Source organism: Sphingomonas sp. CFBP 13714, assembly GCF_014842205.1.
Classification (GTDB): Bacteria; Pseudomonadota; Alphaproteobacteria; order Sphingomonadales; family Sphingomonadaceae; genus Sphingomonas; species Sphingomonas aerolata.
Map to the genome: position 1 here is coordinate 187,752 of NZ_JACYVG010000007.1, position 24,169 is coordinate 211,920.

Below are 24,169 nucleotides of genomic sequence, written 5' to 3' on the forward strand. Positions count from 1 at the left end.
TACCCCAAGCGCGCGATCCGGTCGGGCGCCCCACCCCAACCCCTCCCCTGAAGGGGAGGGGCTTTAGATGGAAGGAACGAGCCATGGCGACGACATTACGAGCACGGCCGGCGGCGCTGAACCTGACCGCGACCGCGCATGCGCGGATCGCGGACCTGATGGCGCGCGCGCCGGAGGAGTCGATCGGGGTCAAGCTGTCGACGCCCAAGCGCGGCTGTTCGGGGCTCGCTTATTCGGTCGATTATGTGAGCGAGGCCAAGCCGTTCGACGAGCGGATCGACACGCCTGGCGGCACGCTGTTCGTCGATGGCGGGTCGATATTGTACCTGATCGGCTCGACGATGGACTGGGTCGAGGATGACTTCACGGCCGGGTTCGTGTTCCAGAACCCCAACGCCAAGGGTGCGTGCGGGTGCGGGGAAAGCTTTACGGTCTAAATTCTGCCGTGAACTAATGTGTCCCCGCGAAGGCGGGGACCCAGACTGGGCTCCCGCCTTCGCGGGAGAACAAAGATCCGGCCGAGCCAAGGCGATGCCGGCCGTCCGGCCGCCTTGCTTGCCCATCCCGTCCTGTGCCACTCCCCCCTGAAGAAGAGGGGATCTACGTGGCCAGTCTGTTTCGCCGAAAAATCGTCACCGAGCAGCCGCCCGAGCATCAGCTCGCGCGGACTTTGTCGTGGCCGCATCTGGTCGCGATGGGTGTGGGCGGGATCGTCGGCACGGGGATCCTGACGCTGATCGGCGTCGGGGCGGGGCTCGCGGGGCCGGCGGTCATCCTGTCGTTCATCATCGCCGGCGGGATCTGTGCCTGTGCCGCGCTCGCCTATGCGGAGATGGCAACGATGATCCCGGCGTCGGGCAGCGCCTATACATACAGCTATGTCGTGCTCGGCGAGCTGATCGCCTGGGTGATCGGCTGGAGCCTGATCCTCGAATATTCGCTGGTGGTGTCGACCGTCGCGGTCGGCTGGTCGGGTTATGCCGCGCCGTTGCTGCGCGGCGCGTTCGGGTTTCCCGAGGCGCTGACGCTCAGCCCCGAACTCGGCGGCGTCCTGAACGTGCCGGCGATCGTGATCATCGCGGTCGTCGCAGGCGTGCTGTCGTTCGGGACGCGCGAGAGTGCGACGCTGAACGCGGTGCTGGTGGCGGTGAAGATGATCGCGCTGACCGTGTTCGTGTTCATCGCGCTCCATTATTTCAACAGCGCGAACCTGCAGCCGTTCATGCCCTATGGCTTCCCCAAGGCCGTCCAGCCCGACGGCGCCGAACGCGGCGTGATGGCGGCGGCGGCGATCATCTTCTTCGCATTCTACGGGTTTGACGCGATCTCGACCGCGGCGGAAGAGACGAAGAATCCGGGCCGCGACCTCGCGATCGGCATCCTCGGGTCGATGGTGGCGTGCATCGCGATCTATATCCTCGTCGCGGTCGCCGCGGTGGGGGCGCTGTCCTACACGCGGTTTGCAGGCTCCGCCGAGCCGCTCGCGCTGATCCTGCGCGAGATCGGGCGGCCGGGGTTCGCGACGTTCCTGGGCGCGTCGGCGGTCATCGCGTTGCCGACCGTGCTGCTCGCCTTCCTGTTCGGGCAGAGCCGGATCTTCTTCACGATGGCGCGTGACGGACTGCTGCCGCTCGGCCTCGCCAAGGTGTCGAAGCGCGGTGCGCCGGTGCGGATCACGTGGATCACTGCGGCGATCGTCGCGGTGATCGCGGGGCTGCTGCCGCTTGCGGAGATCGCCGCGCTCGCCAATGCGGGGACGCTCGCGGCGTTCGTTGCGGTGTGCGCGTGCATGCTGGTGATGCGTCGCCGCGCGCCCGATGCGGTGCGGACCTTCCGCGCGCCTGCCGCGACTCTGGTGGGCATCGTCGGCATTCTCGGCTGCCTGTACCTGTTCTTCAGCCTTCCCTCGAAGACACAACTCTATTTCGGGCTGTGGAACCTGCTCGGGCTGGTGATCTACTTCGCCTATGCGCGGCCGCGGGCGCTTGCCGAATGAGCGGCTGGACGATCGGGATCATCGGCGGCTCGGGGCTGTATGCGGTCGAGGGGATCGAGGACGGGCGCTGGCAGACGGTGGAGACACCCTGGGGTGCGCCGTCGGATGCGATCTATACCGGGCGCGTAGGGCCTGTCGGGGTTGCGTTCCTGCCGCGGCACGGGCGAGGGCACCGGATTTCGCCCTCTGAGCTGAACGCGCGCGCGAACATCGATGCGCTGAAGCGGCTGGGGGTGACCGATGTGCTGGCGGTGTCATCGGTCGGGTCGCTGGTCGAGGCGCGGCCGCCGGGGAGCTTCACGATCGTCGACCAGTTCATCGACCGGACCAAAGGGCGGGTGTCGAGCTTCTTCGGCACGGGCCTTGTCGCGCATGTCTCGATGGCGGACCCGGTGTGTCCGCGCCTGTCAGGCTATGCCGCCAACGCTGCGCGTCAGGCCGGCGCGCAGGTCGACGATCGCGGCACCTATCTGGCGATGGAGGGGCCGCAATTCTCGACGCGCGCGGAGAGCCGGCTCTACCGCCAATGGGGGTGCGACGTGATCGGGATGACTGCGATGCCCGAGGCCAAGCTCGCGCGTGAGGCGGAGCTGCCCTATGCGCTGGTCGGGATGGTGACCGACTATGACTGCTGGCGCGAGGAGGCGGCGGGGGTCGATGTCGCGGAGGTAATTGCGCAGCTCGGCGCGAATGCGGCGAAAGCGCGGGCGATGGTGATGGCGTTGCTGCGCGGGCTGCCGGCGGAGCGTCCGGCGTCGCCGATCGATACCTGTCTCGACAGTGCGATCATCACGGCGCAGGGCGCGCGGGATCCGGCGCTGGTGGCGAAACTCGACGCGGTGGCGGGGCGGGCGCTCTAGCGGCGGCGTGACGCGCGAGGCTCTGGGTCCTGACGTTCGTCAGGATGACGGTTGGGGGAGGTGGTGGTTTGCCACCGGGTGCGGTGATCGGCGGAAGAATTGCGGCGATCCGTGGTCGCCGACACATTGGTGCAACATATCGGCGCGATGAGGTGGGGGTCGCCGCTCCCTCTCCCCCTGTGGACGGCGACGTGGCCGGGTTGTTCCCCCTCCCGGTCCCTCCCTGAACTACGGGGCGACCGTCATGGTCGCCCCGCTTTTTTCTGCCGGGCCCGGGTCGCGTTCGAGACGCGCCGTCTGGTGAAACTCGCCATCCAAAACACGTCATCCCAGCGAGGGCCGGGATATCCCTTGTAGTGGGCGACATGCGCCTCACGGGGATATTCCGGCCTTCGCTGGGATGACGGTCGTTCAGGGCGCAGGCGTCGCCCCGGATCGCTCCGGGACGACGTCGGTCGCTTACGCGGCCAGCTTGCGCAGGACGTAGTGCAGGATCCCGCCGTTGAGGAAATATTCCAGCTCGTTGACGGTATCGATCCGGCACTTGGTCTCGAACGTCTCGCTGGTGCCGTCGGCGCGGGTCATCTTCACGCTCACGTCCTGACGCGGGCGGATGCTCGCCACGTCGAGGATGGTGAACGTCTCCGAGCCGTCGAGGCCGAGCGTCTTGCGATCGGTGCCTTCCGCGAACTGCAGCGGCAGCACGCCCATGCCGACCAGGTTCGAGCGGTGGATACGCTCGAAGCTCTCGGTGATGACCGCGCGGACGCCGAGCAGGTTGGTGCCCTTGGCCGCCCAGTCGCGCGACGAACCGGTGCCATATTCCTTGCCCGCGACGATCACGAGTGGCGTGCCGTCCTGCTTGAAGCGCATCGCGGCGTCGTAGATCGCCATGACCTCGCCGTCATATTTGGACATGCCGCCTTCGACGCCGGGGACCATCTCGTTCTTGATGCGGATGTTGGCGAAGGTGCCGCGCATCATCACGTCATGGTTGCCGCGACGGGCGCCATAGCTGTTGAAGTCGGCCTTGCTGACCTGATGCTCCTGGAGGAAACGGCCGGCCGGGCTGTCCGCCTTGATCGAGCCTGCGGGCGAGATGTGATCGGTGGTGATCGAATCGCCGAGGATCGCGAGCGGCTTGGCGTCGATGATGTCCTGCACCGGCGACGGCGTCATGCTGAGGCCCTCGAAATAGGGCGGGTTGGCGACATAGGTCGACCCTGCGCGCCAGGCGTAGGTGTCCGAACCCGTGACGTCGATCTCGCGCCACTTCGAGTCGCCCGCATAGACGTCGCCGTAGCGCGCACCGAACATCGACGCGTCGATATTGGCGTCCATAGTGCTGCGGACCTCCTCGTTGGTCGGCCAGATGTCGCGCAGATACACGTCCTGGCCGTCGGTGCCCTGACCCAGCGGCGTCTCGATCATGTCGGTCGTGACGGTGCCCTTGATCGCATAGGCGACGACGAGCGGCGGGCTGGCCAGGAAGTTGGCGCGGACGTCGGGCGAGACGCGGCCCTCGAAGTTGCGGTTGCCCGAGAGGACCGACGCGGCGACGAGGTCGTTCTCGTTGATCGCCGACGAGATGGCAGGGGCCAGCGGACCCGAATTGCCGATGCAGGTCGTGCAACCATAGCCGACGAGGTTGAAGCCGAGCGCGTTCAGGTCGGCGGTGAGGCCGGCCTTGTCGAGATAGTCGGTGACGACCTGCGAACCCGGCGCGAGCGAGGTCTTCACCCAGGGCTTCGACTTGAGGCCCAGCGCGTTCGCCTTGCGGGCGACGAGGCCGGCGGCGACGAGCACCGACGGGTTCGACGTGTTGGTGCAGCTGGTGATCGCGGCGATCACGACGTCGCCGTCGCCGATGTCATGCTCACGACCCTCGACCGCGACGCGCTCGGGCTGCTCCTTGTGGTACAGCTTGTGGAGGTCGCTGTTGAACACCTCGTCGACCTTGTTGAGGCTGACGCGGTCCTGCGGGCGCTTCGGGCCGGCGAGGCTGGCGACGACCGAGCCCATGTCGAGCTCGAGCGTGTCGGTGAAGACGGGGTCTTCGGCATTCTCGTCGCGCCAGAAGCCGTTGGCCTTGGCGTACGCCTCGACCAGCTCGACATTCTCGTCAGAGCGCGCGGTGAGGCGCATGTAATCGAGCGTCTTGTCGTCGATCGGGAAGAAGCCGCAGGTCGCGCCATATTCCGGCGCCATGTTGGCGATCGTCGCGCGATCGGCGAGCGTCATCGACGACAGGCCGGGGCCGAAGAACTCGACGAAGCGGCCGACCACGCCCTTGGCGCGCAGCATCTGCGTGACGGTGAGCACGAGATCGGTGGCGGTGATGCCCTCGTTCAGCGCGCCGGTCAGCTTGAAGCCGACGACTTCGGGGATCAGCATCGACACGGGCTGGCCGAGCATCGCAGCCTCGGCCTCGATCCCGCCGACGCCCCAGCCGAGCACGCCGAGACCGTTGATCATCGTCGTGTGGCTGTCGGTGCCGACCAGCGTATCCGGATAGGCGATCATCGTGCCGTCGCCATGATCACCCGACGAGGCCGACGACCAGACGGCCTGGCCGATATATTCGAGGTTCACCTGGTGGCAGATGCCGGTGCCGGGGGGCACGACCTGGAAATTGTCGAGCGCCTTGCTGCCCCACTTCAGGAACTCGTAGCGCTCGATGTTGCGCTCATATTCGAGGTCGACGTTATCCTCGAACGCCTTGGGCGTGCCGAACTCGTCGACCATCACCGAGTGATCGATGACGAGGTGGACGGGAACCTGCGGGTTGATCTTCTCGGGGTTGCCACCGAGCTTGGTCATCGCGTCGCGCATCGCGGCGAGATCGACGACGCAAGGCACGCCGGTGAAATCCTGCATCAGCACGCGCGCCGGGCGATACTGGATCTCGCGGTCGCTGCGACGCTCCTTCTGCCAGTCGACGATCGCCTGGATGTCGTCGCGCGTGACGGTGACGCCGTCCTCGAAGCGCAGCAGGTTCTCGAGCAGCACCTTCATCGAGAAGGGCAGGCGGCTGATGTCGCCGAGCTGTTCGGAGGCCTTGGCGAGGCTGTAATAGTCGTACGACTTGCCGCCGGTCGAAAGGCTCGTGCGGGTCTTGAGGGTGTCCTGGCCGATGGCAGTCATAGGGGTCCTTCCCGTGGGCGTCGGGCCGCCGGGCGCCGAGGGGAAAGCGGCCTATGGGACCGCGGGGGCGCGTAGGGGACCGACCTGAATGCGGTTACTGCCGGGGCCTTAGCAAGGGGGGGCGAGCGGGGGAAGGGCGGGTTTTGCCTTAGACGCGGTTTCGCGTGCGCGACTAACATTGCGACCGGGCCACAACCGGTTATGCTTCGGGCCCGTCGAAGGTCGATGCAGCAAGCACGCCGGAATGGAGAGGACCGTAAATATGTCAGACGATGTCAAAGCCGCGATCGACAAGGGTGCTGATCGGGCAAAGGCCGCGACCGATCAGGCCGCGGGTGCGGCGAAGACTGCGACCGACCGGATGCAGGCGGATGCGCAGAGCGCGCAGGCCGCGTTTTCGGATCATTTCGGTGAACCCGCCAAGCGCGCGGGCGAGGCGCTGAAGGAATCGGGACGCAAGATGGCGGAGAACGGGTCGACGATCGGCGCGAAGATGATCGACCAGGCCGAACAGAACACGCGTGAGGCGTTCGCGGCGATGCGCGAAGCGGCGTCCGCCAAGGACCTGACAGACGTGATGAAGATCCAGAGCGACTATCTGCGGACACAGAGCGAGCGCAGCATGAGCCAGGCGCGCGAGATCGGCGAGCTGATCATGCGGTTCGGGCGCGACGCGGTCACGCCGATGAAGGGCGGCTGATCATCGACCCGCGCCGGGCCGACCGGATCGGCCCGGCGCGACCGGCCTATTCGGCGCGTGGTGCGCCGGTGGCGGTGACCGGGCGCGGTCCGTTGCCGGTCGCCTCGAGCGTCGAGTCGCCGCCGAGCACGCGGTAGAGCGTGACCCGGTTGCTCGCGCCGATGAGCTGCGTCGCGACGAGGTTGCGCTGCGCGGTGTAGAGCGAGCGCTGCGCGTCGAGCGAGCTGAGGAAGGTGTCGATGCCGCCGCGATAGCGCGCGTCGGACAGGCGATAGGTGTCCTGCGCCGCCGCGGCGAAATTGACGTTGGCGGCGAGCTGATCGGCGATCGTCCCCTGGCGCGCGAGCGCGTCGGCGGTTTCCTGGAACGCGGTCTGGATCGATTTCTCGTAGGTCGCGAGCGCGGCGTCGCGCTGCGCCTTCGTGTATTCGACATTGGCGACGCCCGCGCCGGCGCGGAAGATCGGGTAGCTGATCGAGGGCGCGACCGAATAGTTGAACGCGCCGCCCGAAAACAGCGAGGTCAGCGCGCTGCTGGCAAAGCCGAGCAGGCCGGTGAGCGAGACGCGCGGGAACAGCTCGGCGCGCGCCGCGCCGATCTCGGCATTGGTCGCACGCAGCTCATATTCCGCCTGAACGACGTCGGGGCGGCGGAGCAGGATGCCGCTGTCGAGGCCCGCGGGCAGGGTGGCGACGGTCGGCAGCGCCTGCTCGATCGAGGCGGGCAGCAGCGCGGCGTCGACCGGCGCACCGACGAGCAGTTGCAGCGCGTTGATGTCCTGCGCGAGTGCAGTCTTCTGGGTCGCGAGGTCGGATTCCGCGGTGAACAGGATCTGCTGGGCCTGGCGCAGGTCGGTGCGCGGCGCGACGCCGCCGCGGAGCCGCGCCTGGGTGAGCGTGACGCTGCGCTGCGAGCTGGCGACGGTGTCCTGCGCGATCTTGAGCAGGCTCTGGTCGGAGGCATAGGTCAGCCACGCGTCGGCGATGTCGCCGACCAGCGTCAGCCGGGTCGCGCGCGCGGCGGCCTCGGTCTCGAAATAGCGGTTGAGTGCGGCACCGGTGAGCGAGCGGATGCGGCCGAACAGGTCGAGCTCGAACGCGGTGGTGCCGAGGTCGACCGAGAAGGCGCTGTTCGAGCTGGACGAGCTGACGACGGTCCCGCCCGTGCCGGTGCCGCCGGTCCCCGTGCCGGTACCTGTCCCGGTCCCTGTGCCGCCCGTGCCCGTGCCTGTGCCCGTGTTGCTCGTCGCGGTGCTGCGCGCGCCATTGCCGCCGCCCGAATAGCTGTAGCGGCCGCTCGCATCGATCTGGGGGAGCAGGTCGGCGCGCTGGATGCGATATTGCGCGCGGGTCGCGGCGATGTTCGCGGCGGCGACGCGCAGGTCGCGGTTGTTCGCGAGCGCCTGGACGATGATCTGCTGGAGCCGCGGGTCCCGGAACACGTCGCGGTAGGTGAAGGCCGGCAGCGCCGCCTCGGACTGACGCAGATAGGCGTCGCCGACCGGCCAGGACACCGGCGTCGGCAGCTCGGGCCGGACATATTTGGGGGCGAGCGAGCAGCCCGCGAGCGCGGTCGACGCGGCGAGGATCAGGAGTGGCGAACGCATCATGCGGGCTCCGGCCGGTGGGGGCCTGGTTGTTCGGGAGGGCCGAGCTTTTCGGAATCGCGACCGTCATGGTCGTCCTCGCCGCCGTGGAAGCCGGTCGGGCGACCACGCAGCTTGGCGATGCCGTCGCGCGCGCCGCGGCGGACGAGCACGAAGAACAGCGGGATGTAGAAGATCGCGAGCAGGGTCGCGGTCAGCATCCCGCCGACCACCGCGGTGCCGATCGCGATGCGGCTGTTCGCGCCCGCACCGGTCGACAGCGCGAGCGGCAACACGCCGAGGATGAACGCGAACGACGTCATCAGGATCGGGCGAAGACGGATCTTGGCGGCGGACAGCGCAGCCTCGATGACGCGCTTGCCCTTGCGCTCTTCCTGCTCCGCGAACTCGATCATCAGGATCGCGTTCTTCGCCGCGAGCCCCATCGTCGTGAGCAGCCCGATCTGGAGATACACGTCGTTGATGAGCCCGCGCAGCGTCACCGCGAGGATCGCGCCGACGAGGCCCAAGGGGATGACGAGCAGCACCGCGATCGGGATCGACCAGCTTTCATAGAGCGCGGCGAGGCACAGGAAGACGACGAGCAGCGACAGCCCGTAGAGGATCGGCGCCTGACCCGACGACAGGCGTTCCTGATAGGACAGGCCGGACCACGCGACCGAGGTGCCGGGGATTTTCCCGGCCAGCTCGGCGATCCGGGTCATCGCGTCGCCCGAGCTGACGCCCGCCGCGCCCGAGCCCTGGATCTCGTAGGACGAGATGCCGTTGAACCGCGACAGCGTCGTCGGTGCCTGCGACCAGCTGGTCCGCGCGAACGAGGAGAAGGGCGCCATCTGGCCGTTCGATCCGCGGACGAACCACTGGCTCAGGTCCGAGGGCGCGGCGCGGAACTGCGCGTCGCCCTGGACATAGACGCGCTTGACGCGGCCGCGGTCGATGAAGTCGTTGACATACTGGCCACCCCAGGCGGTCGACAGCGTCGAGTTCACGTTCGCCTGGGTCAGCCCGAGCGTCGAGAGCTTCTGCTGGTCGGCATCGACGCGCAGCGTCGCGACGTCGGGCAATTCGGTCAGGCGGATCGCGGTCAGCGAGGAATCGGCGCGGGCGAGCGCGAGCAGCTTGTCGCGCGCGGCGTTGAATTCGGTCTGGCTCAGGCTGCCGCTGTTCTGCAGCTGCATCGTGAAGCCGTTCGACGAGCCGAGACCACGGATCGCCGGCGGGACGAGCGAATAGACCTGCGCATCGCGGAAACCCGCGAACGCCTGGGCCGCGCGGCCGGTGATCGCCTCGGCGGTGTTTTCCTTGCCCTCACGGTTTTCCCACGGCGCGAACGAAACGAAGCCCTGGCCGGTATTCTGCCCGCTCGCACCACCGCCACCGCCGCCGCTGACGGTGAACATCGTGCTCACATTGGCCTTCTCGTTGGTGAAGTAATATTTCTCGATCTGCTTCTGCAGCGCGAAGGTGCGCCCTTGCGTCGCGCCCGCGGGCAGCTGGAACTGGACGATGCCGGTGCCCTGGTCCTCGGTCGGCAGGAAGCCCGTGGGCAGACGGAGGAACATCACCGCGAGCAGCGCGACGACCGCGGCATAGATCAGCAGGAACAGCCATTTGCGATTGACCACCGACTGGACGGCGCCGACGTATTTCCTGGTACCCTTTTCGAACGTGTCGTTGAACTTGTCGCCCGCGCGCGTGAAAAAATGCGCGACCTTCGGAAATTTGCGCTCGCCCCAGCTCTGTTCGGGATTGCCGTCGGCATCCTTCTTCTTCTGCTTGAGCAACGTCGCGGTCAGCGCCGGCGACAGGATCAGCGCGACGAGCACCGACAGGACCATCGCCGACACCATCGTCAGCGAGAACTGGCGGTAGATTACGCCGGTCGACCCGCCGAAGAACGCCATCGGTAGGAACACCGCGGACAACACCAGCGCGATCGCGACGAGTGCGACAGTGATCTCGTTCATCGACTCGATCGTCGCCTCGCGCGGCGACATGTCGGGATTTTCCTCCATCAGGCGCTCGACATTCTCGACGACGACGATCGCGTCGTCGACGAGCAGGCCGATCGCGAGCACGAGCCCGAACAGCGTGAGCGTGTTGATCGAGAAGCCCGCGAGATAGAAGACGCCGAACGTGCCGAGCAGCACGACCGGCACCGCGATCGTCGGGATCAGCGTCGCGCGCCAGCTCTGCAGGAACACGAACATGACGATGACGACGAGGATGACCGCCTCGATCAGCGTCTTGATGACCTCCTCGATCGACAGCTTGATGAAGTTGGTCGTGTCGTTGGCGTAAGCGAATTTGAGGCCGGGCGGGAAGCTCTTGGCGGACTTCTCGACATAGGCCTTGACCAGCTCGGCGGTCTTGAGCGCGTCGGCGCCGGGGGCCAGCAGCACCGCGATGCCCGCGCCCGGATGCGCGTTGACGCGGCTGCGCGCGTTGTAGTTTTCGGCGCCCAGTTCGATCCGCGCGACGTCGCGCAGCTTGACCGTCGCGCTGGTGTTGGTCGTCTTCAGGATGATGTTGGCGAATTGTTCGGGTGTCTGGAGACGCGACTGCGCGGTCACGGTCGCGTTGAGCATCTGCGTGTCGGGCTGGGGCTGGCCGCCGAGTTCGCCGGCCGCGACCTCGGTATTCTGCGCCTGGATCGCGGTCGTCACGTCGCTCGGGATCAGCTGGAAACTCGCCAGCTTGTTCGGGTCGAGCCAGATCCGCATCGCATACTGCGCGCCGAAGACGTTGCTGTCGCCGATGCCGGGAATACGGCCGAGCGGATCCTGGAGGTTCGAGACGAGATAGTCCGAGACGTCCTGGTTGGTCAGCTTGTCGGTCTCGTCATAGACGCCGACGATCAGGAGGTTGTCCGGGTTCGACTTGCGGACGACGAGGCCCTGCTGCTGCACCTGGGTGGGCAGGCGTGATAGTGTCTGCTGGACCTGGTTCTGCACCTGGACCTGCGCAATGTCGGGATCGGTGCCCTTTTCGAACGTGACCGTGACCGTCACCGAGCCGCGCGACGACGAGGACGAGCTGAAATAGATCAGCCCGTCGATCCCGGTCAGCGACTGTTCGACGACCTGCGTCACGCTGTTCTGGATCGTCTGCGCGTTGGCGCCCGGGAAGGTCGCGCGGATCGTGACCTGTGGCGGCGCGACGTCGGGATATTGCGCGATCGGCAGGCTCATGATCGCGCCGATGCCGCCGAGCATCACGATGATCGCGAGCACCCAGGCAAAGATCGGGCGATCGATGAAGACACGGGATAACATAAGGGTCTAGCCGGCCTTTTTCTGGCTGGCCTTATCGCCACCCGAGGAGTCGCCCTTGGGCGCTTCGATCTTTTGCGCGGTGTTTTCGGGGACCGGCTTCACGCTCTGATTGGGGGCGATCTTCGACAGCCCCTGCGTGATGATCCGGTCGCCGGGGTTGAGCCCGCTGGTGACGACCCAATAGGGGCCCTGCGTCCGGTCGGCCTTGATGGTCTTCTGCACCGCCTTGTTGTCGGCGCTGACGACATAGACGGTCGCATTGCCCTTCGCGTCGCGCGCGACGCCCGCTTGCGGCACCAGGAAGGCGCGCTGGTTGATCGCCTGCGCGAACTTCGCCTGGACGAACATGCCGGGCAGCAACAGCCCCTGGGGATTGGGGAAGCGCGCGCGCAGCGTCACCGTGCCGGTCTCGGTGTTGACCAGCGCTTCGGCGAATTCGACCGAGCCGGTCGCGCCGTAATCGCTGCCATCCTCGAGCTTGAGGCGGACCTCGGCGCGGGTCGGGACGATGCCGTTCTGGCCGAGCGAGCGGCGCAGCGCGAGCAGGTCGCCCGAGGCTTGCTGGATGTCGACGAAGATCGGGTCGAGCCGCTGGATCTGCGACAGCGGATCGGTCTGCGTCGCGGAGACGAGCGCGCCGACGGTGAACAGCGAGCGGCCGATCCGCCCGGTGATCGGCGCGGGGACGGTCGTGAACTTCAGGTTGATCTGCGCGGTCTCGAGCGCGGCGCGGGTCTGTGCGACCGAGGCGGTCGCCTGGCGCGAGGTCGCGATCGCGTTGGTATAGTCCTGCTTGCTGATCGCCTCCATCTCGGCGAGCGGCTTGTAGCGCTGCGCAAGGATGCCCTGCGCCTCGGCATTGGCGCGCGCGCTCTGCAGATTGGCCTGCGCCTCGTTGGCGGCGGCGCGGTAGAGACGCGGGTCGATCTCGTAGAGCGGCTGGCCCTTCTTGACGAGCGTGCCTTCGGTGAAGAAGCGGCGACGGATGATCCCGGTCACCTGGGGCCGGACGTCCGAGCTTTCGAACGCGGTCGTGCGGCCGCTCAGCTCGGTGGTCATCGCGACGCTCGACGGCTGGATGACGACATAGCCGACGGTGGGGGTGCCCTGACCCGGCTGACCGCCCTTGCCCTTGCCTTTTGCGGCATCGCCGCCGCCACCGGAACAGGCCGCGAGGCCGATCAGCGCGGGTGCCATCACGGCGTAGCGCCAAGGGGTAAGTCGTTTGGCTATCAAGTGGGGTATCCGCGATCAGATGAGGGCCGGCTAAACCATGCGGATGTACCAGAAGTATGTCAGTTGAAAAGCGGACGCGAAAAATAGGGAAGAAAGAGTAACCTGGTTTGTTGGTGGGGGTGTTTTGTGGTGTTTCCGTGGTGGGGTTTTTTGCGGTCGGTTGTGTTGGCGAAGGTCGGGATCCGGGGTCGCGAGGGGATCGTTGGTGGTTCTGGATCCTGACTTTCGTCAGGATGACGGGGGCTTTGGGGGGCTGTTAGGATGATTCCTCGAGGCGGTTCGTTCTCCTGATCCGTTCGTATTCCCAAACCCGTCCGTCCCCCCCCGTTCGTGCTGAGCGAAGTCGAAGCACCTTCTCCTGGGGCATGCCCTTCGACTTCGCTCAGGGCGAACGGGAGGGGGGCGGGCGAACGGGAGGGGCGAACGGGAGGGACGGGGGCGGTTGGATTGGATCGGGGGCAGTTGATTTGAAAAGGCGCAACACATGATCGATAACGACAAGCAGGCGGCGGCGGTGGCGGCGGTGGCGGAGGTTCGGGACGGGATGCTGGTCGGGCTGGGTACCGGGTCGACCGCGGCGTTCGCGATCCGCGCGCTGGGCGAGCGGGTCGCGGCGGGGCTCGACGTCCGCGCGGTCGTCACGTCCGAGGCGAGCGGCATGCTGGCGCGGCAGGTGGGTATTGCGGTGCTCGACTTTGCCGATATCGCGCAGGTCGACCTGACGATCGACGGCGCGGACGAGATCGATGCGCGCTGTTTCGCGATCAAGGGCGCGGGCGGGGCGATGCTGCGCGAGAAGATCGTCGCCGCAAGCTCGGCACGGATGGTCGTGATTGCGGACGGATCGAAGCGGGTCGAACGGATCGGTGCGGCGAAGCTGCCCGTCGAGCTGCTGCCCTTCGCGCGAGGCTATGTGATGCGCGTGCTGAGCGACCTTGGCGGAGCGCCGGTGATTCGCCCCAACTATCGGACGGATCAGGACAATCTTGTCGCGGATTGCCAATTTCCGGCACTCGACGACCCGCACGCGCTCGCTGCGGTGCTGGCGGCGATTCCGGGCGTGCTGGGCCACGGATTGTTCCTCGACGAGGTCGATGCCGCGTATATTGCATCGAAAGGCGTCGTTACGCGACTGGAACGCTCGGGTGCATCCGCCTAAAGGCATCCTATGTTGGCAACCAGATCGGATGCGCGGCGTTCGGTCACCGTCTAGAGCGAGGCTTTCTTTCATGACCGATACCGCAACCGCCCCCACGACGAAGGCGGATCCGAACCTGCACGAGGACGGTTCGCCCGAGCGTCTGACGATCGATACGATCCGCACGCTGTCGATGGACGCGGTGCAGAAGGCCAATTCGGGCCATCCCGGCACGCCGATGGCGCTCGCGCCGGTCGGCTACACGCTCTGGTCGAAATTCCTGCGCTACGATCCCAAGCACGCCGACTGGCCCAATCGTGACCGGTTCGTGCTGTCGGTCGGCCATGCGTCGATGCTGCTCTATGCGCTGATCCACCTCGCCAAGATCGAGGAAATCAGCGCGGACGGCGAGAAGAGCGGCAAGGAGGCGGTCAGCCTCGAGGACATCCGGCAGTTCCGCCAGCTCTCGTCCAAGACCCCGGGCCACCCCGAATATCGCCACACCACGGGTGTCGAGACCACGACCGGTCCGCTCGGCCAGGGTTGCGGCAATTCGGTCGGCATGGCGATCGCCGAGCGCTGGCTCGCGGCGCGCTACAACAAGGACGGCTTCACGCTGTTCGACCATGACGTCTACACCATCTGTGGTGACGGCGACATGATGGAGGGCGTCTCGGCCGAAGCGGCGAGCATGGCCGGGCATCTGAAGCTCAGCAATCTGTGCTGGATCTACGACAGCAACCACATCTCGATCGAGGGCGCGACCGATCTCGCGTTCGACGAGGATGTCGGCCTGCGCTTCGACGCTTACGGCTGGAACGTCATCCATGTCGACGACGCCAACGACACCGCGGCGCTGAGCCGTGCGATCGAGACGTTCAAGGCGACCACCGACAAGCCGACCTTCATCGTCGTGCATTCGGTGATCGGTTACGGCAGCCCCAAGGCGGGCAGTGAGAAGGCGCATGGCGAGCCGCTCGGCGACGAGAATATCCGCCTCACCAAGCAGGCCTATGGCTGGCCCGAGGACAAGTCCTTCTACGTTCCGGACGGCGTAATCGAGCATTTCAACGGTGCGATCGCAGAGCGTGGCGCGAAGCTGCGCGACGAATGGGTCGCGCTGACCGACAAATATCGGGATGCATATCCCGAGCTGTCGGCCGAACTCGACCTGCTGCTCAAGGATGAGCTGCCCGAGGGCTGGGATGCGGACATTCCGGTGTTCGAGGCCGATCCCAAGGGTGTCGCCAGCCGTGATTCGGGCGGCAAGGTGCTCAATGCGATCGCCGCCAAGGTGCCGTGGCTGATCGGCGGCTCGGCGGATCTCGCGCCCTCGACCAAGACCGACATCAAGGGCCAGCCCTCGTTCGAGGCGAACAACTATGCCGGCCGCAACTTCCATTTCGGCATTCGCGAACATGGCATGGGTGCGATCGTCAACGGCATGGCGCTGTCGCATCTGCGCTCCTACGGCTCCACCTTCCTCGTCTTCGTCGATTACATGCGCGCACCGGTGCGCCTGTCGGCGATCATGGAGGTCGGCGCGGTCTGGGTGTTCACGCATGATTCGATCGGCGTCGGCGAGGATGGCCCGACGCATCAGCCGATCGAGCATCTGGCGACGCTGCGTGCGATCCCGGGTCTCGACACGATCCGCCCGAGCGACGCGAACGAGGTCGTCGCGGCATGGAAGGCGGTCCTGAAGGATGCCAGCACGCCCGCCGCGCTGATCCTGTCGCGCCAGGCTTTGCCGACGCTCGACCGGACCAAATATGCGAGCGCGGATGGCGTCGAGCAGGGCGGCTACGTCCTTGCGGACTGTGACGGCACGCCCGACGTGATCCTGATTGCGACGGGCAGCGAAGTGTCGCTCGCGGTCGACGCGCATGAGAAGCTGGTCGCGGACGGCGTGAAGAGCCGGGTCGTGTCGATGCCGAGCTGGTATCGCTACGAACTGCAGGACGCCGCCTACAAGGAAAGCGTATTGCCGCGGGGCGTGCGCGCCCGCGTCGCGATCGAGATGGCCGGGTCGATCGGCTGGGACCGCTATGTCGGGCTCGACGGCGCGACCGTGACGATGTCGACCTTCGGTGCCTCGGCACCGCTCGCCAAACTGCAGGACAAGTTCGGGTTCACCGTCGACAATGTCGTCAAGGTTGCCCGCCAGGTTATGGAGACCAAGTGATGGGTGCGCTCAACGAACTCGAAGGCTTCGGCCAGGCGGTATGGCTCGATTTCGTCGACCGGAAGTTCCTGGAGGCCGGTGGTCTCCAGAAGCTGGTCGATGAGGACGGGCTGACCGGTGTCACGTCCAACCCGTCGATCTTCGAAAAGGCGATGGGCCACGGCGAGGCCTATGACTCGACGCTCGCCAAGTTCGACGAGGAGAATCCCGGCGCGGCGACGATCGACCGCTACGAGCATCTCGCGATCCAGGACATCAAGGCGGCGGCGGAGACGCTGAAGCCCGTGTACGACCGGCTCGACGCGAAGGACGGCTATGTCAGCCTCGAAGTGTCGCCCTATATCTCGGACGATACCGACGCGACGATCGCCGAGGCGCGCAAGCTGTGGACGGCGGTCGACCGGCCGAACCTGATGATCAAGATCCCGGGGACGCTCGCGGGCGGCCCGGCGATCTCGACCGCGATCTCGGAAGGGATCAACGTCAACGTGACCTTGCTGTTCTCGATCGACGCCTATGTCCGCGTCGCCGAGGCCTATGCCGCGGGACTCGAGAAGCGCGTGGCCGAGGGCAAGCCGATCGACAAGATCGCCAGCGTCGCGAGCTTCTTCGTCAGCCGGATCGATACGATGATCGACAAGCAGATCGATGCAAGGCTCGAAAAGGGTGATGCCGAGGCGGATGCGCTGAAGGCGGTGCGCGGCAAGGTCGCGATCGCCAACGCGAAGATGGCGTATCAATGGTATCTCGAGTTCCTGAAGTCGGATCGCTGGCAGGCGCTCGCCGCCAAGGGCGCCCAGCCGCAGCGGCTGTTGTGGGCGTCGACCGGGGTCAAGGATCCGAGCTATCCGGACACGCTCTACATCGACACGCTGATCGGCCGTGACACGGTCAACACGATGCCGCCAAAGACGATGGACGCGTTTCGCGACCATGGCACCGCGGCGGAGACGATCACCGCGGATGTCGACGGCGCGAAGCATGTGCTGGCGGAAGCCGAGCGGCTGGGCCTCGACCTGGCCGGCGTGACCGGCACGCTGGTCGAAGAGGGCGTCGCGTCGTTCGTGAAGGCGTTCGACGACCTTCTCGGGTCGATCGCGAAGAAGCAGCCGGCAACGGCGTAAGACACGTTCCCGCTCGTGCCGAGTAGGGATCGAGCGAAGCCGAGAGACCGTATCGAGGTACATGTCCCTCGATACGTCGTCTCGACACGCTCGACGTCTACTCGGGACGAACGGCAGGTATTTTCCAGCGAAAGCGCGGAGTGAATCATGAAGATCGGACTGATCGGCCTCGGCCGGATGGGCGGCAATATCGCGCGCCGGTTGATGAAGAACGGCCATGAGGTCGTCGCGTTCGATCGCGATGCGGAGGCGGTGAAGAAGCTCGCGGCGGATGGTGCGATCGGTGCGGACTCGCTCGACGACATGCGCGGCAAGCTCGACACGCCGGCGATCTGGTGGGTGATGGTGCCCGCAGGCGAGCCGACCGAGCAGACCGTGCAGGCGATCGCCGAAAAGGCCGCCGAGGGCGACATCATCATCGACGGCGGCAACAGCTTCTACAAGGACGACGTCCGCCGCGCGAAGGAGCTCGCCGAAAAGGGCATCCGCTATGTCGACGTCGGCACGTCGGGCGGCGTCTGGGGCCTCGAGCGCGGCTATTGCATGATGATCGGCGGCGAGACAGAGACGGTCGATTATCTCGATCCGATCTTCGACACGCTGGCACCGGGCATGGGCGAGATCGTCCGCACGCCGGGCCGCATCGAGGGGCAGGCCGATCCGCGTGCGGAAAAGGGCTATATCCACGCCGGCCCTCCGGGTGCCGGGCATTTCGTCAAGATGGTCCATAACGGCATCGAATACGGCCTGATGCAGGCCTATGCCGAGGGCTTCGACATCCTCAAGGGCAAGTCGGGCGAGCATGTCGCCGAGGACCAGCGCTTCGACATCAACCTGACCGACGTCGCCGAGGTGTGGCGTCGCGGCAGCGTGATCTCGTCGTGGCTGCTCGACCTGTCGGCGATCGCGCTGGCCAAGGACGGCACGCTCGAGGGGTTCAGCGGCAGCGTCGCGGATTCGGGCGAGGGCCAGTGGACGATCGACGCGGCGATGGAGGAGAAGGTGCCCGCCAACGTGCTGAGCGCCGCGCTCTACGCACGCTATCGCAGCCGGGTCGACCATACGTTCGGCGACAAGCTGTTGTCGGCGATGCGCTTCGGCTTTGGCGGGCATGTCGAGATGCCTCAGTGAACGACATCAAGCTGCTCGTGTCCGACGTCGACGGCACGCTCGTCGACAAGGACAAGAAGGTCGCACCCGCGACCGTCGATGCGGTCAGGCGGCTGAAGGCGGCGGGGCTGGGCTTCACGATCATCAGCGCGCGGCCGCGATCGGGCATGATGCCGATCGCCGAACTGCTCGGCATCGACGAGCCGATGGGCGCGTTCAACGGCGGGATCGTGTTCAAGCGCGACGGGACCGTGATCGAGCACCACATGGTCGATATCGACGTCGTGCGCGGCGCGATGGAGATCATCGGTGACGCGGCGGTCGACACCTGGATCTTCGCCGACGACATCTGGTATGCCAGCACCGACCAGGGCAGCCATGTCGACAGCGAGCGCAAGGCCTCCGCGCAGGATCCGGTGATCGTCGCCGACTTCACCGAGCTGCTCGGCAAGGCGGACAAGGTGACGTTCGTCAGCGACGACGAGGATCTGCTGCGCGACCTGCACGCCAAGGTCGCGGCGAAGTTCGACGCGCAGGCGACGATCGTCCAGAGCCAGACCTATTATCTCGACATCACGCCCGTGGCGGGCAACAAGGGCAGCGGGATCGAGGAACTCGCGGACGCGTTCGGCATCAGCCTGACGCAGACCGCGGCGATCGGCGACCAGGCGAACGACATCGCGATGCTCAAGCGGGCCAGGCTGGCGATCGCGATGGGCAATGCGCCGCAGTCCGTCCGCGACGTCGCGCACGAGATTACCACCGCGAACGATGCCGATGGCGTCGCGCACGCGATCGATACATTTATCCTGACTGGAGTTTCCGCATGAAAGAGTTGGTTGCCTTTGACCTCGACGGAACGCTGGCCGAAAGCAAGCAGCCCTTGCAGGAGCCGATGGGCGAGGCGCTCGCGGACCTGCTCGACGTCGCGCATGTCGCGGTGATCTCGGGTGGCGACTGGCCGCAGTTCGAAAAGCAGGTCGCGAGCCGCCTGCCCGAGCGCGCTGATCGCACCAAGTTGTGGCTGATGCCGACGACCGGCACCAAGCTGTACCGGTTCGACGACGCCTGGCGTGCGGTCTATGCCGAGCTGTTCGAGGAAGACGAGAAGCAGAAGATCCTGAAGGCGTTCGACGAGTCGCTCGAGGCGACCGGGTTCGTCCCCGAGCAGACCTGGGGTGAGCGGATCGAGGATCGCGGCAGCCAGATCACCTTCTCCGCGCTCGGCCAGGAAGCACCGATCGACGCCAAACACAGCTGGGATCCCGATTTCGCCAAGCGCAAGGTGATCCAGGCCGATCTGCGCCAGCGTCTGCCGGGTCTGTCGATCAACATGGGCGGCGCGACCTCGATCGACATCACGCGCGAAGGTGTCGACAAGGCGTATGGCCTGAAGAAGCTCAACGAGGCGAGCGGCATCGCGCTCGACAAGATGATGTTCATCGGCGACGCGATCTTCCCGGGCGGCAACGACTATCCAGCCGAGCAGCTCGGGCTCGACGTCGTGAAGGTGAAGAATGTCGACGGCACGCTGGCGGCGATCGCCGGGATCGTCGCATGCCTGAAGTAAGCGCATGAGCGTCGCGTTTCGCCGTGAAAGCGACGAGGAGCATCTTGAGCCGAAGTTCGAACAGCCAATCGCGCCGGGGCCCAATCTGGTCACGGCGCGCGGCCTTGCGCTGATCGGCGAGCGCGTCGAGACGATCGAGGCGGCAGTGGCGGCCGAGACGGACGAGGAAGCGCGGAAGGTCCTGCTGCGCGACCTGCGCTACTGGCACACGCGCCAGACGACCGCCGAACTCGCGCCCGAGCCCGAAGAGGGTGAGGTCGGAATCGGATCGTCGGTGCGCGTGCGGATGAATGGCGCGGAGCGGACGATCGCGATCGTCGGCGGTGACGAGGCGGAGCCGGGCGAGGATCGCCTCGCTTTCTCCGCCCCGCTCGCGCGCGCGCTGATGGGCGCCGCGGTGGGCGAGACGGTGGCGTTTGCCGGCAAGGCGGATGCGATCGAGATAGTGGAGATCGCATAATGGCCGAGGCGAAATTCGAACGGCACCGCCAGCCCTGGACCCAGGACGAGATCCAGAAGCTGCACACGCTCGCCAAGAAGGGCATGGCGCTGAAGGCGATCGCCAAGGCGCTGACGCGGAGCGAGGAATCGGTGAAGACGCGCGCGAAGGAAGATTCGCTGAATATCGCGAAGCTGCGCTGATTTTTCCGTTGTCCTGATTTTCGTCAGGATGACGATTGAAGAATTCACCACCCCGGCGGAGGCCGGGGTCCAGTTGGAGAGGTGGGGGTAACGGCGCGCGACGTGCGTCATTGCCGTCCCCCAACTGGGCCCCGGCCTTCGCCGGGGTGGTGCTTTCGTTAGGAGCCGGTGGCGCCTATATGGGCGATCCCGAACGCGCTGAATCCGGCCTTGTTCTCCCGCGAAGGCGGGAGCCCAGCCTGGGTCCCGCCTTCGCGGGAAAACACCTTTGACCAGCGGCCGGCACCCCGCGCCGCACGGAGCGAACCTTGTCCGATTACGACGCGATCATCCTTGGCGCCGGCGCCGCCGGGCTCATGTGCGCCGCGGTTGCGGGGCAGCGCGGGCGGCGGATCCTGCTCGTCGATCATGCCGAGCAGGCGGGGAAGAAGATCCTGATCTCGGGCGGCGGGCGGTGCAATTTCACCAACATGCACACCGCCGCCGACCGCTATATCTCCGCCAATCCGCACTTCGCCAAGTCCGCGCTCGGCCGCTACACCGCGCAGGATTTCCTGGCGCTCGTCGAGAGCTACGGGATCGCGTGGCACGAAAAGACGCTGGGGCAGCTGTTCTGCGACGGCTCGGCGAAACAGATCGTCGAGATGTTGCTCGACGAATGCGACAAGGGGCGGGTCGACCTGTCGCTCGGGCGCGCGGTCACGGGGGTCGAGCATGGCGATGGCGGCTACCGCGTCGCGATCGATGGTCGCGCGGTCACCGCGCCCGCGCTGGTGATCGCGACCGGCGGGCCGTCGATCCCGAAGATGGGCGCGACCGGCTTTGCCTATGATCTGGCGCGGCAATTCGGGCTGAAGGTGGTCGAGCCGCGGCCCGCGCTCGTCCCGCTGACGCTAGGCGGCGACGAGATCCTGTTCCGCGAGCTGTCGGGCGTCGCCGCCGACGTCGTTGCGACGGCCGGCAAGACCGCGTTTCGCGAGGCGGCGCTGTTCACGCATCGCGGACTGTCGGGCCCGGCGATCCTGCAGGCCTCGTCCTATTGGCGGCACGGCCAGCCGGTGGGCATCGATTTCGTCCCCGACCGCGACTCCGGCTGGCTCCCCGCGGCGAAGCGCACCACGCCGCGCACGACCTTGCGCAAACTGCTCGGGGGCACGCTGCCCGACCGACTCGCGGAGACGCTGAGCGAGCGACTGGGGATGACGGGGGAGATTTCGACGCTCACCGATCGCCGGCTGCAGGATGCGGAGCGTGCGCTAAGTCACTGGCAATTCACGCCAAATGGCAGCGAAGGCTATGCCAAGGCGGAAGTGACGGCGGGCGGAATCAGCACTGCTGAGCTTTCTTCACAAACAATGGAAGCCAAACGCGTAAAAAACCTGTATGCGGTCGGCGAAGCGGTCGATGTCACAGGGTGGCTCGGCGGCTACAACTTCCAATGGGCATGGGCGAGCGGGTGGGCCGCGGGCCAAGTCCTGTAGGGACCATCACGCCAGTGCTTTGCCGTAGCGTCAAGCCGGCCACCAATTAGGACGTACATGCCTTTTTCAAATATTCCGTCGCTTCTTTCCGAAGCGCTCGCCGCGCGTGGCTATACCGCGCTCACCCCCGTCCAGGCGCATGTGATCGAGGAGAATGCGGTCGGTCGCGATCTCGTCGTGTCGGCGCAGACCGGCTCGGGCAAGACCGTCGCGTTCGGCCTGGCGATGGCCGGCGAACTGCTCGGTGAAGCAGGCGAGGACGGCGTCCAGCGACTGCCGGCGCCGCACAAGCCGCTCGTGCTCTGCATCGCACCGACGCGCGAACTCGCGCTGCAGGTCAGCCGCGAGCTGATGTGGCTCTATGCCAAGGCGGGTGCGCGCATCTCGACCTGCGTCGGCGGGATGGACGCGTCGAAGGAGCGTCGCAGCCTCGCACACGGCGCGCATATCGTCGTCGGCACGCCCGGCCGTCTGCGCGACCATCTCGAGCGCGGCGCGCTCGACCTGTCGGCCCTGAAGGTCGCGGTGCTAGACGAGGCCGACGAGATGCTCGACATGGGCTTCCGCGAGGATCTCGAGCAGATCCTCGACGCGTCGCCCGAGCAGCGCCGGACGCTGCTGTTCTCGGCGACGATGCCGCGGCCGATCGTCGCGCTCGCCAAGCGCTACCAGCGCGACGCGGTGCGGATCTCGACCGTCGGCGAGGATCGCGGTCATGGCGACATCTCGTACCAGGCCGTCACGGTCTCGCCGTCCGAGATCGAGCATGCGGTGATCAACCTGCTGCGCTTCCACGAAGCGGAAACGGCGATGCTGTTCTGCGCGACTCGCGACAATGTCCGCCATCTGCATGCAAGCCTCGTCGAGCGCGGTTTCGCCGCGGTCGCGCTGTCGGGCGAGCATTCGCAGAACGAGCGTAACGCCGCGCTCCAGGCCCTGCGTGACCGTCGTGCGCGCGTCTGCGTCGCGACCGACGTCGCCGCGCGCGGCATCGATCTGCCGACGCTCAGCCTCGTCGTTCACGTCGAACTGCCACGCGATGCCGAGACGCTTCAGCATCGCTCGGGTCGTACCGGTCGTGCGGGCAAGAAGGGCACCGCCGTGCTGATCGTGCCGTTCCCGCGTCGCCGTCGCGTCGACATGATGCTGAAAGGTGCGAAGATCAACGCGGAGTGGGTCAACGCCCCGACCGCCGAGGACATCCGCAAGAACGACCATGAGCGTCTGATCACGATGCTGATGCAGCCGGTCGAGGTCGAGGACGAGGATCGCGAGCTGGCGACCCGCCTGATGGCCGAGAAGACCCCTGAGGATATCGCCGCGGCGCTGGTCCACATGCACCGCGCGACGATGCCGCAGGCCGAGGATCTGATCGACCAGAGCAAGCAGTCGGTCAGCGATGATCGCAGCCAGGGTCCACGCGCGGGCTTTGAGGACACCGTCTGGTTCCGCATGGACATCGGTCGTCGCCAGAACGCCGATCCGCGCTGGATCCTGCCGCTGATCTGCCGTCGCGGGCACATCACCAAGTCCGAGATCGGTGCGATCCGCATCGGCCCGAACGAGACCGCGTTCGAGATCCCGCGCGCCGTCGCATCGCGCTTCTCGGCAGCGATCCAGCGCACCGCGCAGGCGGGCGAAGAGGAGAGCGGCGTCGCGATCGAGGCAATGCAAGGCGCGCCCGAGAGCACCGCACGCCATGCCGGTGGCGGTGGCCGCAGCAATGCGGGCGCCCCGCGCTCGACGCTGCACCGCGCGGCCCCGCGCGGCGGTCCGGCGCCGGCGCGCAAGGCGCCGTATCGCGGCAACCGCGAGCGTAGCTGACCCTGCCGCCTTCCGTTCGTGCTGAGCGACGTCGAAGCACCCCGGCTTGGGGCATGCCCTTCGACTTCGCTCAGGGCGAACGGGGTGAGGGCGCGGGCCGCCTCCGGCGCCGGCGTCCTGACGATGCCGGGAGCCGTCTTAGCTCCTTCATCCTGACGATGCCGAGAACCCTCTCAGCCCCGTCATCCTGACGAAAGTCAGGATCCAGAGCCGCGGACGCCGTCTTGCTTGATCCTGGATCCTGACTTTCGTCAAAATGACGACGTTGGTGAACTCGG

The 24,169-nt window shown here is 66.6% G+C and carries 18 protein-coding genes; 14 read left to right on the top strand and 4 right to left on the bottom strand.

The genetic code is table 11. The annotated features are described in order from the left end of the window. The first annotated feature begins 83 nt into the window (after positions 1-83). The 3 genes from IFT54_RS16430 (at position 84) to mtnP (ending at position 2,856) form a co-directional block, all read left to right on the top strand. Positions 84-437, top strand: a complete 354-nt coding sequence (locus tag IFT54_RS16430; protein ID WP_031441054.1) for a HesB/IscA family protein — start codon at positions 84-86, stop codon at positions 435-437. 167 nt (positions 438-604) lie between these two features. Next, entirely contained in the window at positions 605-1,996 is a 1,392-nt protein-coding gene (locus tag IFT54_RS16435; RefSeq protein WP_107931942.1) for an amino acid permease, read from the top strand. Beyond that, positions 1,993-2,856: an S-methyl-5'-thioadenosine phosphorylase gene (mtnP, locus tag IFT54_RS16440; protein WP_192071398.1), complete on the top strand. Its 864-nt coding sequence runs from the start codon at positions 1,993-1,995 to the stop codon at positions 2,854-2,856. Before IFT54_RS16435 ends, mtnP begins: the two co-directional genes overlap by 4 nt. Before the next feature lie 459 nt (positions 2,857-3,315). Here mtnP and acnA read toward each other — a convergent pair whose 3' ends face one another. Further along, positions 3,316-6,000, bottom strand: a complete 2,685-nt coding sequence (gene acnA / locus IFT54_RS16445) for an aconitate hydratase AcnA (RefSeq protein WP_192071399.1) — start codon at positions 5,998-6,000, stop codon at positions 3,316-3,318. 262 nt (positions 6,001-6,262) lie between these two features. Here acnA and IFT54_RS16450 point away from each other — a divergent pair, with 262 nt between their 5' ends. Next, a complete protein-coding gene (locus IFT54_RS16450) occupies positions 6,263-6,700 on the top strand; it encodes a phasin family protein (protein ID WP_236701822.1) in 438 nt (145 codons plus the stop codon). Between the two features lie 46 nt (positions 6,701-6,746). Here the strand turns inward: IFT54_RS16450 and IFT54_RS16455 are convergent, their stop codons facing one another. Genes IFT54_RS16455 through IFT54_RS16465 form a run of 3 tightly spaced genes read right to left on the bottom strand, consistent with a single transcriptional unit; the run spans position 6,747 to position 12,778 of the window. Next, on the bottom strand, positions 6,747-8,309 hold the full coding sequence (locus tag IFT54_RS16455) for an efflux transporter outer membrane subunit (protein ID WP_192071400.1): 1,563 nt from the start codon (positions 8,307-8,309) through the stop codon (positions 6,747-6,749). After that, positions 8,306-11,581: a multidrug efflux RND transporter permease subunit gene (locus tag IFT54_RS16460; RefSeq protein ID WP_042467751.1), complete on the bottom strand. Its 3,276-nt coding sequence runs from the start codon at positions 11,579-11,581 to the stop codon at positions 8,306-8,308. Before IFT54_RS16460 ends, IFT54_RS16455 begins: the two co-directional genes overlap by 4 nt. A 6-nt stretch (positions 11,582-11,587) precedes the next feature. Continuing rightward, a complete protein-coding gene (locus IFT54_RS16465; RefSeq protein ID WP_056679550.1) occupies positions 11,588-12,778 on the bottom strand; it encodes an efflux RND transporter periplasmic adaptor subunit in 1,191 nt (396 codons plus the stop codon). A 523-nt stretch (positions 12,779-13,301) separates the two neighbouring features. Here IFT54_RS16465 and rpiA point away from each other — a divergent pair. The 10 genes from rpiA (at position 13,302) to IFT54_RS16515 (ending at position 23,891) form a co-directional block, all read left to right on the top strand. Further along, positions 13,302-13,976, top strand: coding sequence for a ribose-5-phosphate isomerase RpiA (gene rpiA / locus IFT54_RS16470; protein WP_192071401.1), 675 nt, complete (start codon positions 13,302-13,304; stop codon positions 13,974-13,976). Between the two features lie 70 nt (positions 13,977-14,046). Further along, complete coding sequence (gene tkt / locus IFT54_RS16475; protein ID WP_192071402.1) at positions 14,047-16,140, top strand: transketolase; 2,094 nt, start codon at positions 14,047-14,049, stop codon at positions 16,138-16,140. Beyond that, the gene (gene tal, locus IFT54_RS16480; protein ID WP_192071403.1) at positions 16,140-17,264 is read left to right on the top strand and encodes a transaldolase; all 1,125 of its coding nucleotides are present in this window, start codon (positions 16,140-16,142) and stop codon (positions 17,262-17,264) included. Before tkt ends, tal begins: the two co-directional genes overlap by 1 nt. Before the next feature lie 147 nt (positions 17,265-17,411). After that, entirely contained in the window at positions 17,412-18,395 is a 984-nt protein-coding gene (gnd, locus tag IFT54_RS16485; RefSeq protein ID WP_037528983.1) for a phosphogluconate dehydrogenase (NAD(+)-dependent, decarboxylating), read from the top strand. Further along, positions 18,392-19,204 carry a Cof-type HAD-IIB family hydrolase gene (locus tag IFT54_RS16490; protein ID WP_192071404.1) on the top strand — a complete coding sequence of 271 codons (813 nt, stop codon included), beginning with the start codon at positions 18,392-18,394 and terminating at the stop codon, positions 19,202-19,204. The genes gnd and IFT54_RS16490 overlap by 4 nt, the downstream gene beginning before the upstream one ends. Then, complete coding sequence (locus IFT54_RS16495) at positions 19,201-19,944, top strand: HAD-IIB family hydrolase (RefSeq protein ID WP_031396456.1); 744 nt, start codon at positions 19,201-19,203, stop codon at positions 19,942-19,944. Before IFT54_RS16490 ends, IFT54_RS16495 begins: the two co-directional genes overlap by 4 nt. Before the next feature lie 4 nt (positions 19,945-19,948). After that, positions 19,949-20,404, top strand: coding sequence for a GreA/GreB family elongation factor (locus IFT54_RS16500; RefSeq protein WP_031441771.1), 456 nt, complete (start codon positions 19,949-19,951; stop codon positions 20,402-20,404). After that, a complete protein-coding gene (locus IFT54_RS16505; protein ID WP_031396458.1) occupies positions 20,404-20,586 on the top strand; it encodes a hypothetical protein in 183 nt (60 codons plus the stop codon). The genes IFT54_RS16500 and IFT54_RS16505 overlap by 1 nt, the downstream gene beginning before the upstream one ends. 308 nt (positions 20,587-20,894) lie before the next feature. Then, positions 20,895-22,067: an NAD(P)/FAD-dependent oxidoreductase gene (locus IFT54_RS16510; RefSeq protein ID WP_274604165.1), complete on the top strand. Its 1,173-nt coding sequence runs from the start codon at positions 20,895-20,897 to the stop codon at positions 22,065-22,067. Between the two features lie 57 nt (positions 22,068-22,124). Next, on the top strand, positions 22,125-23,891 hold the full coding sequence (locus tag IFT54_RS16515; protein WP_056409192.1) for a DEAD/DEAH box helicase: 1,767 nt from the start codon (positions 22,125-22,127) through the stop codon (positions 23,889-23,891). Positions 23,892-24,169: the final 278 nt, after the last annotated feature.

Bases quoted from the DNA above. Each gene is read 5' to 3' on its own strand.
- gnd (WP_037528983.1), top strand. From the start codon at position 17,412: ATGAAGATCGGACTGATCGGCCTCGGCCGGATGGGCGGCAATATCGCG.
- IFT54_RS16430 (WP_031441054.1), top strand. From the start codon at position 84: ATGGCGACGACATTACGAGCACGGCCGGCGGCGCTGAACCTGACCGCG.
- IFT54_RS16460 (WP_042467751.1), bottom strand. From the start codon at position 11,581: ATGTTATCCCGTGTCTTCATCGATCGCCCGATCTTTGCCTGGGTGCTC.
- tkt (WP_192071402.1), top strand. From the start codon at position 14,047: ATGACCGATACCGCAACCGCCCCCACGACGAAGGCGGATCCGAACCTG.
- IFT54_RS16465 (WP_056679550.1), bottom strand. From the start codon at position 12,778: ATGGCACCCGCGCTGATCGGCCTCGCGGCCTGTTCCGGTGGCGGCGGC.
- tal (WP_192071403.1), top strand. From the start codon at position 16,140: ATGGGTGCGCTCAACGAACTCGAAGGCTTCGGCCAGGCGGTATGGCTC.
- IFT54_RS16450 (WP_236701822.1), top strand. From the start codon at position 6,263: ATGTCAGACGATGTCAAAGCCGCGATCGACAAGGGTGCTGATCGGGCA.
- IFT54_RS16515 (WP_056409192.1), top strand. From the start codon at position 22,125: ATGCCTTTTTCAAATATTCCGTCGCTTCTTTCCGAAGCGCTCGCCGCG.
- IFT54_RS16505 (WP_031396458.1), top strand. From the start codon at position 20,404: ATGGCCGAGGCGAAATTCGAACGGCACCGCCAGCCCTGGACCCAGGAC.
- acnA (WP_192071399.1), bottom strand. From the start codon at position 6,000: ATGACTGCCATCGGCCAGGACACCCTCAAGACCCGCACGAGCCTTTCG.
- rpiA (WP_192071401.1), top strand. From the start codon at position 13,302: ATGATCGATAACGACAAGCAGGCGGCGGCGGTGGCGGCGGTGGCGGAG.
- IFT54_RS16500 (WP_031441771.1), top strand. From the start codon at position 19,949: ATGAGCGTCGCGTTTCGCCGTGAAAGCGACGAGGAGCATCTTGAGCCG.
- IFT54_RS16495 (WP_031396456.1), top strand. From the start codon at position 19,201: ATGAAAGAGTTGGTTGCCTTTGACCTCGACGGAACGCTGGCCGAAAGC.
- mtnP (WP_192071398.1), top strand. From the start codon at position 1,993: ATGAGCGGCTGGACGATCGGGATCATCGGCGGCTCGGGGCTGTATGCG.
- IFT54_RS16455 (WP_192071400.1), bottom strand. From the start codon at position 8,309: ATGATGCGTTCGCCACTCCTGATCCTCGCCGCGTCGACCGCGCTCGCG.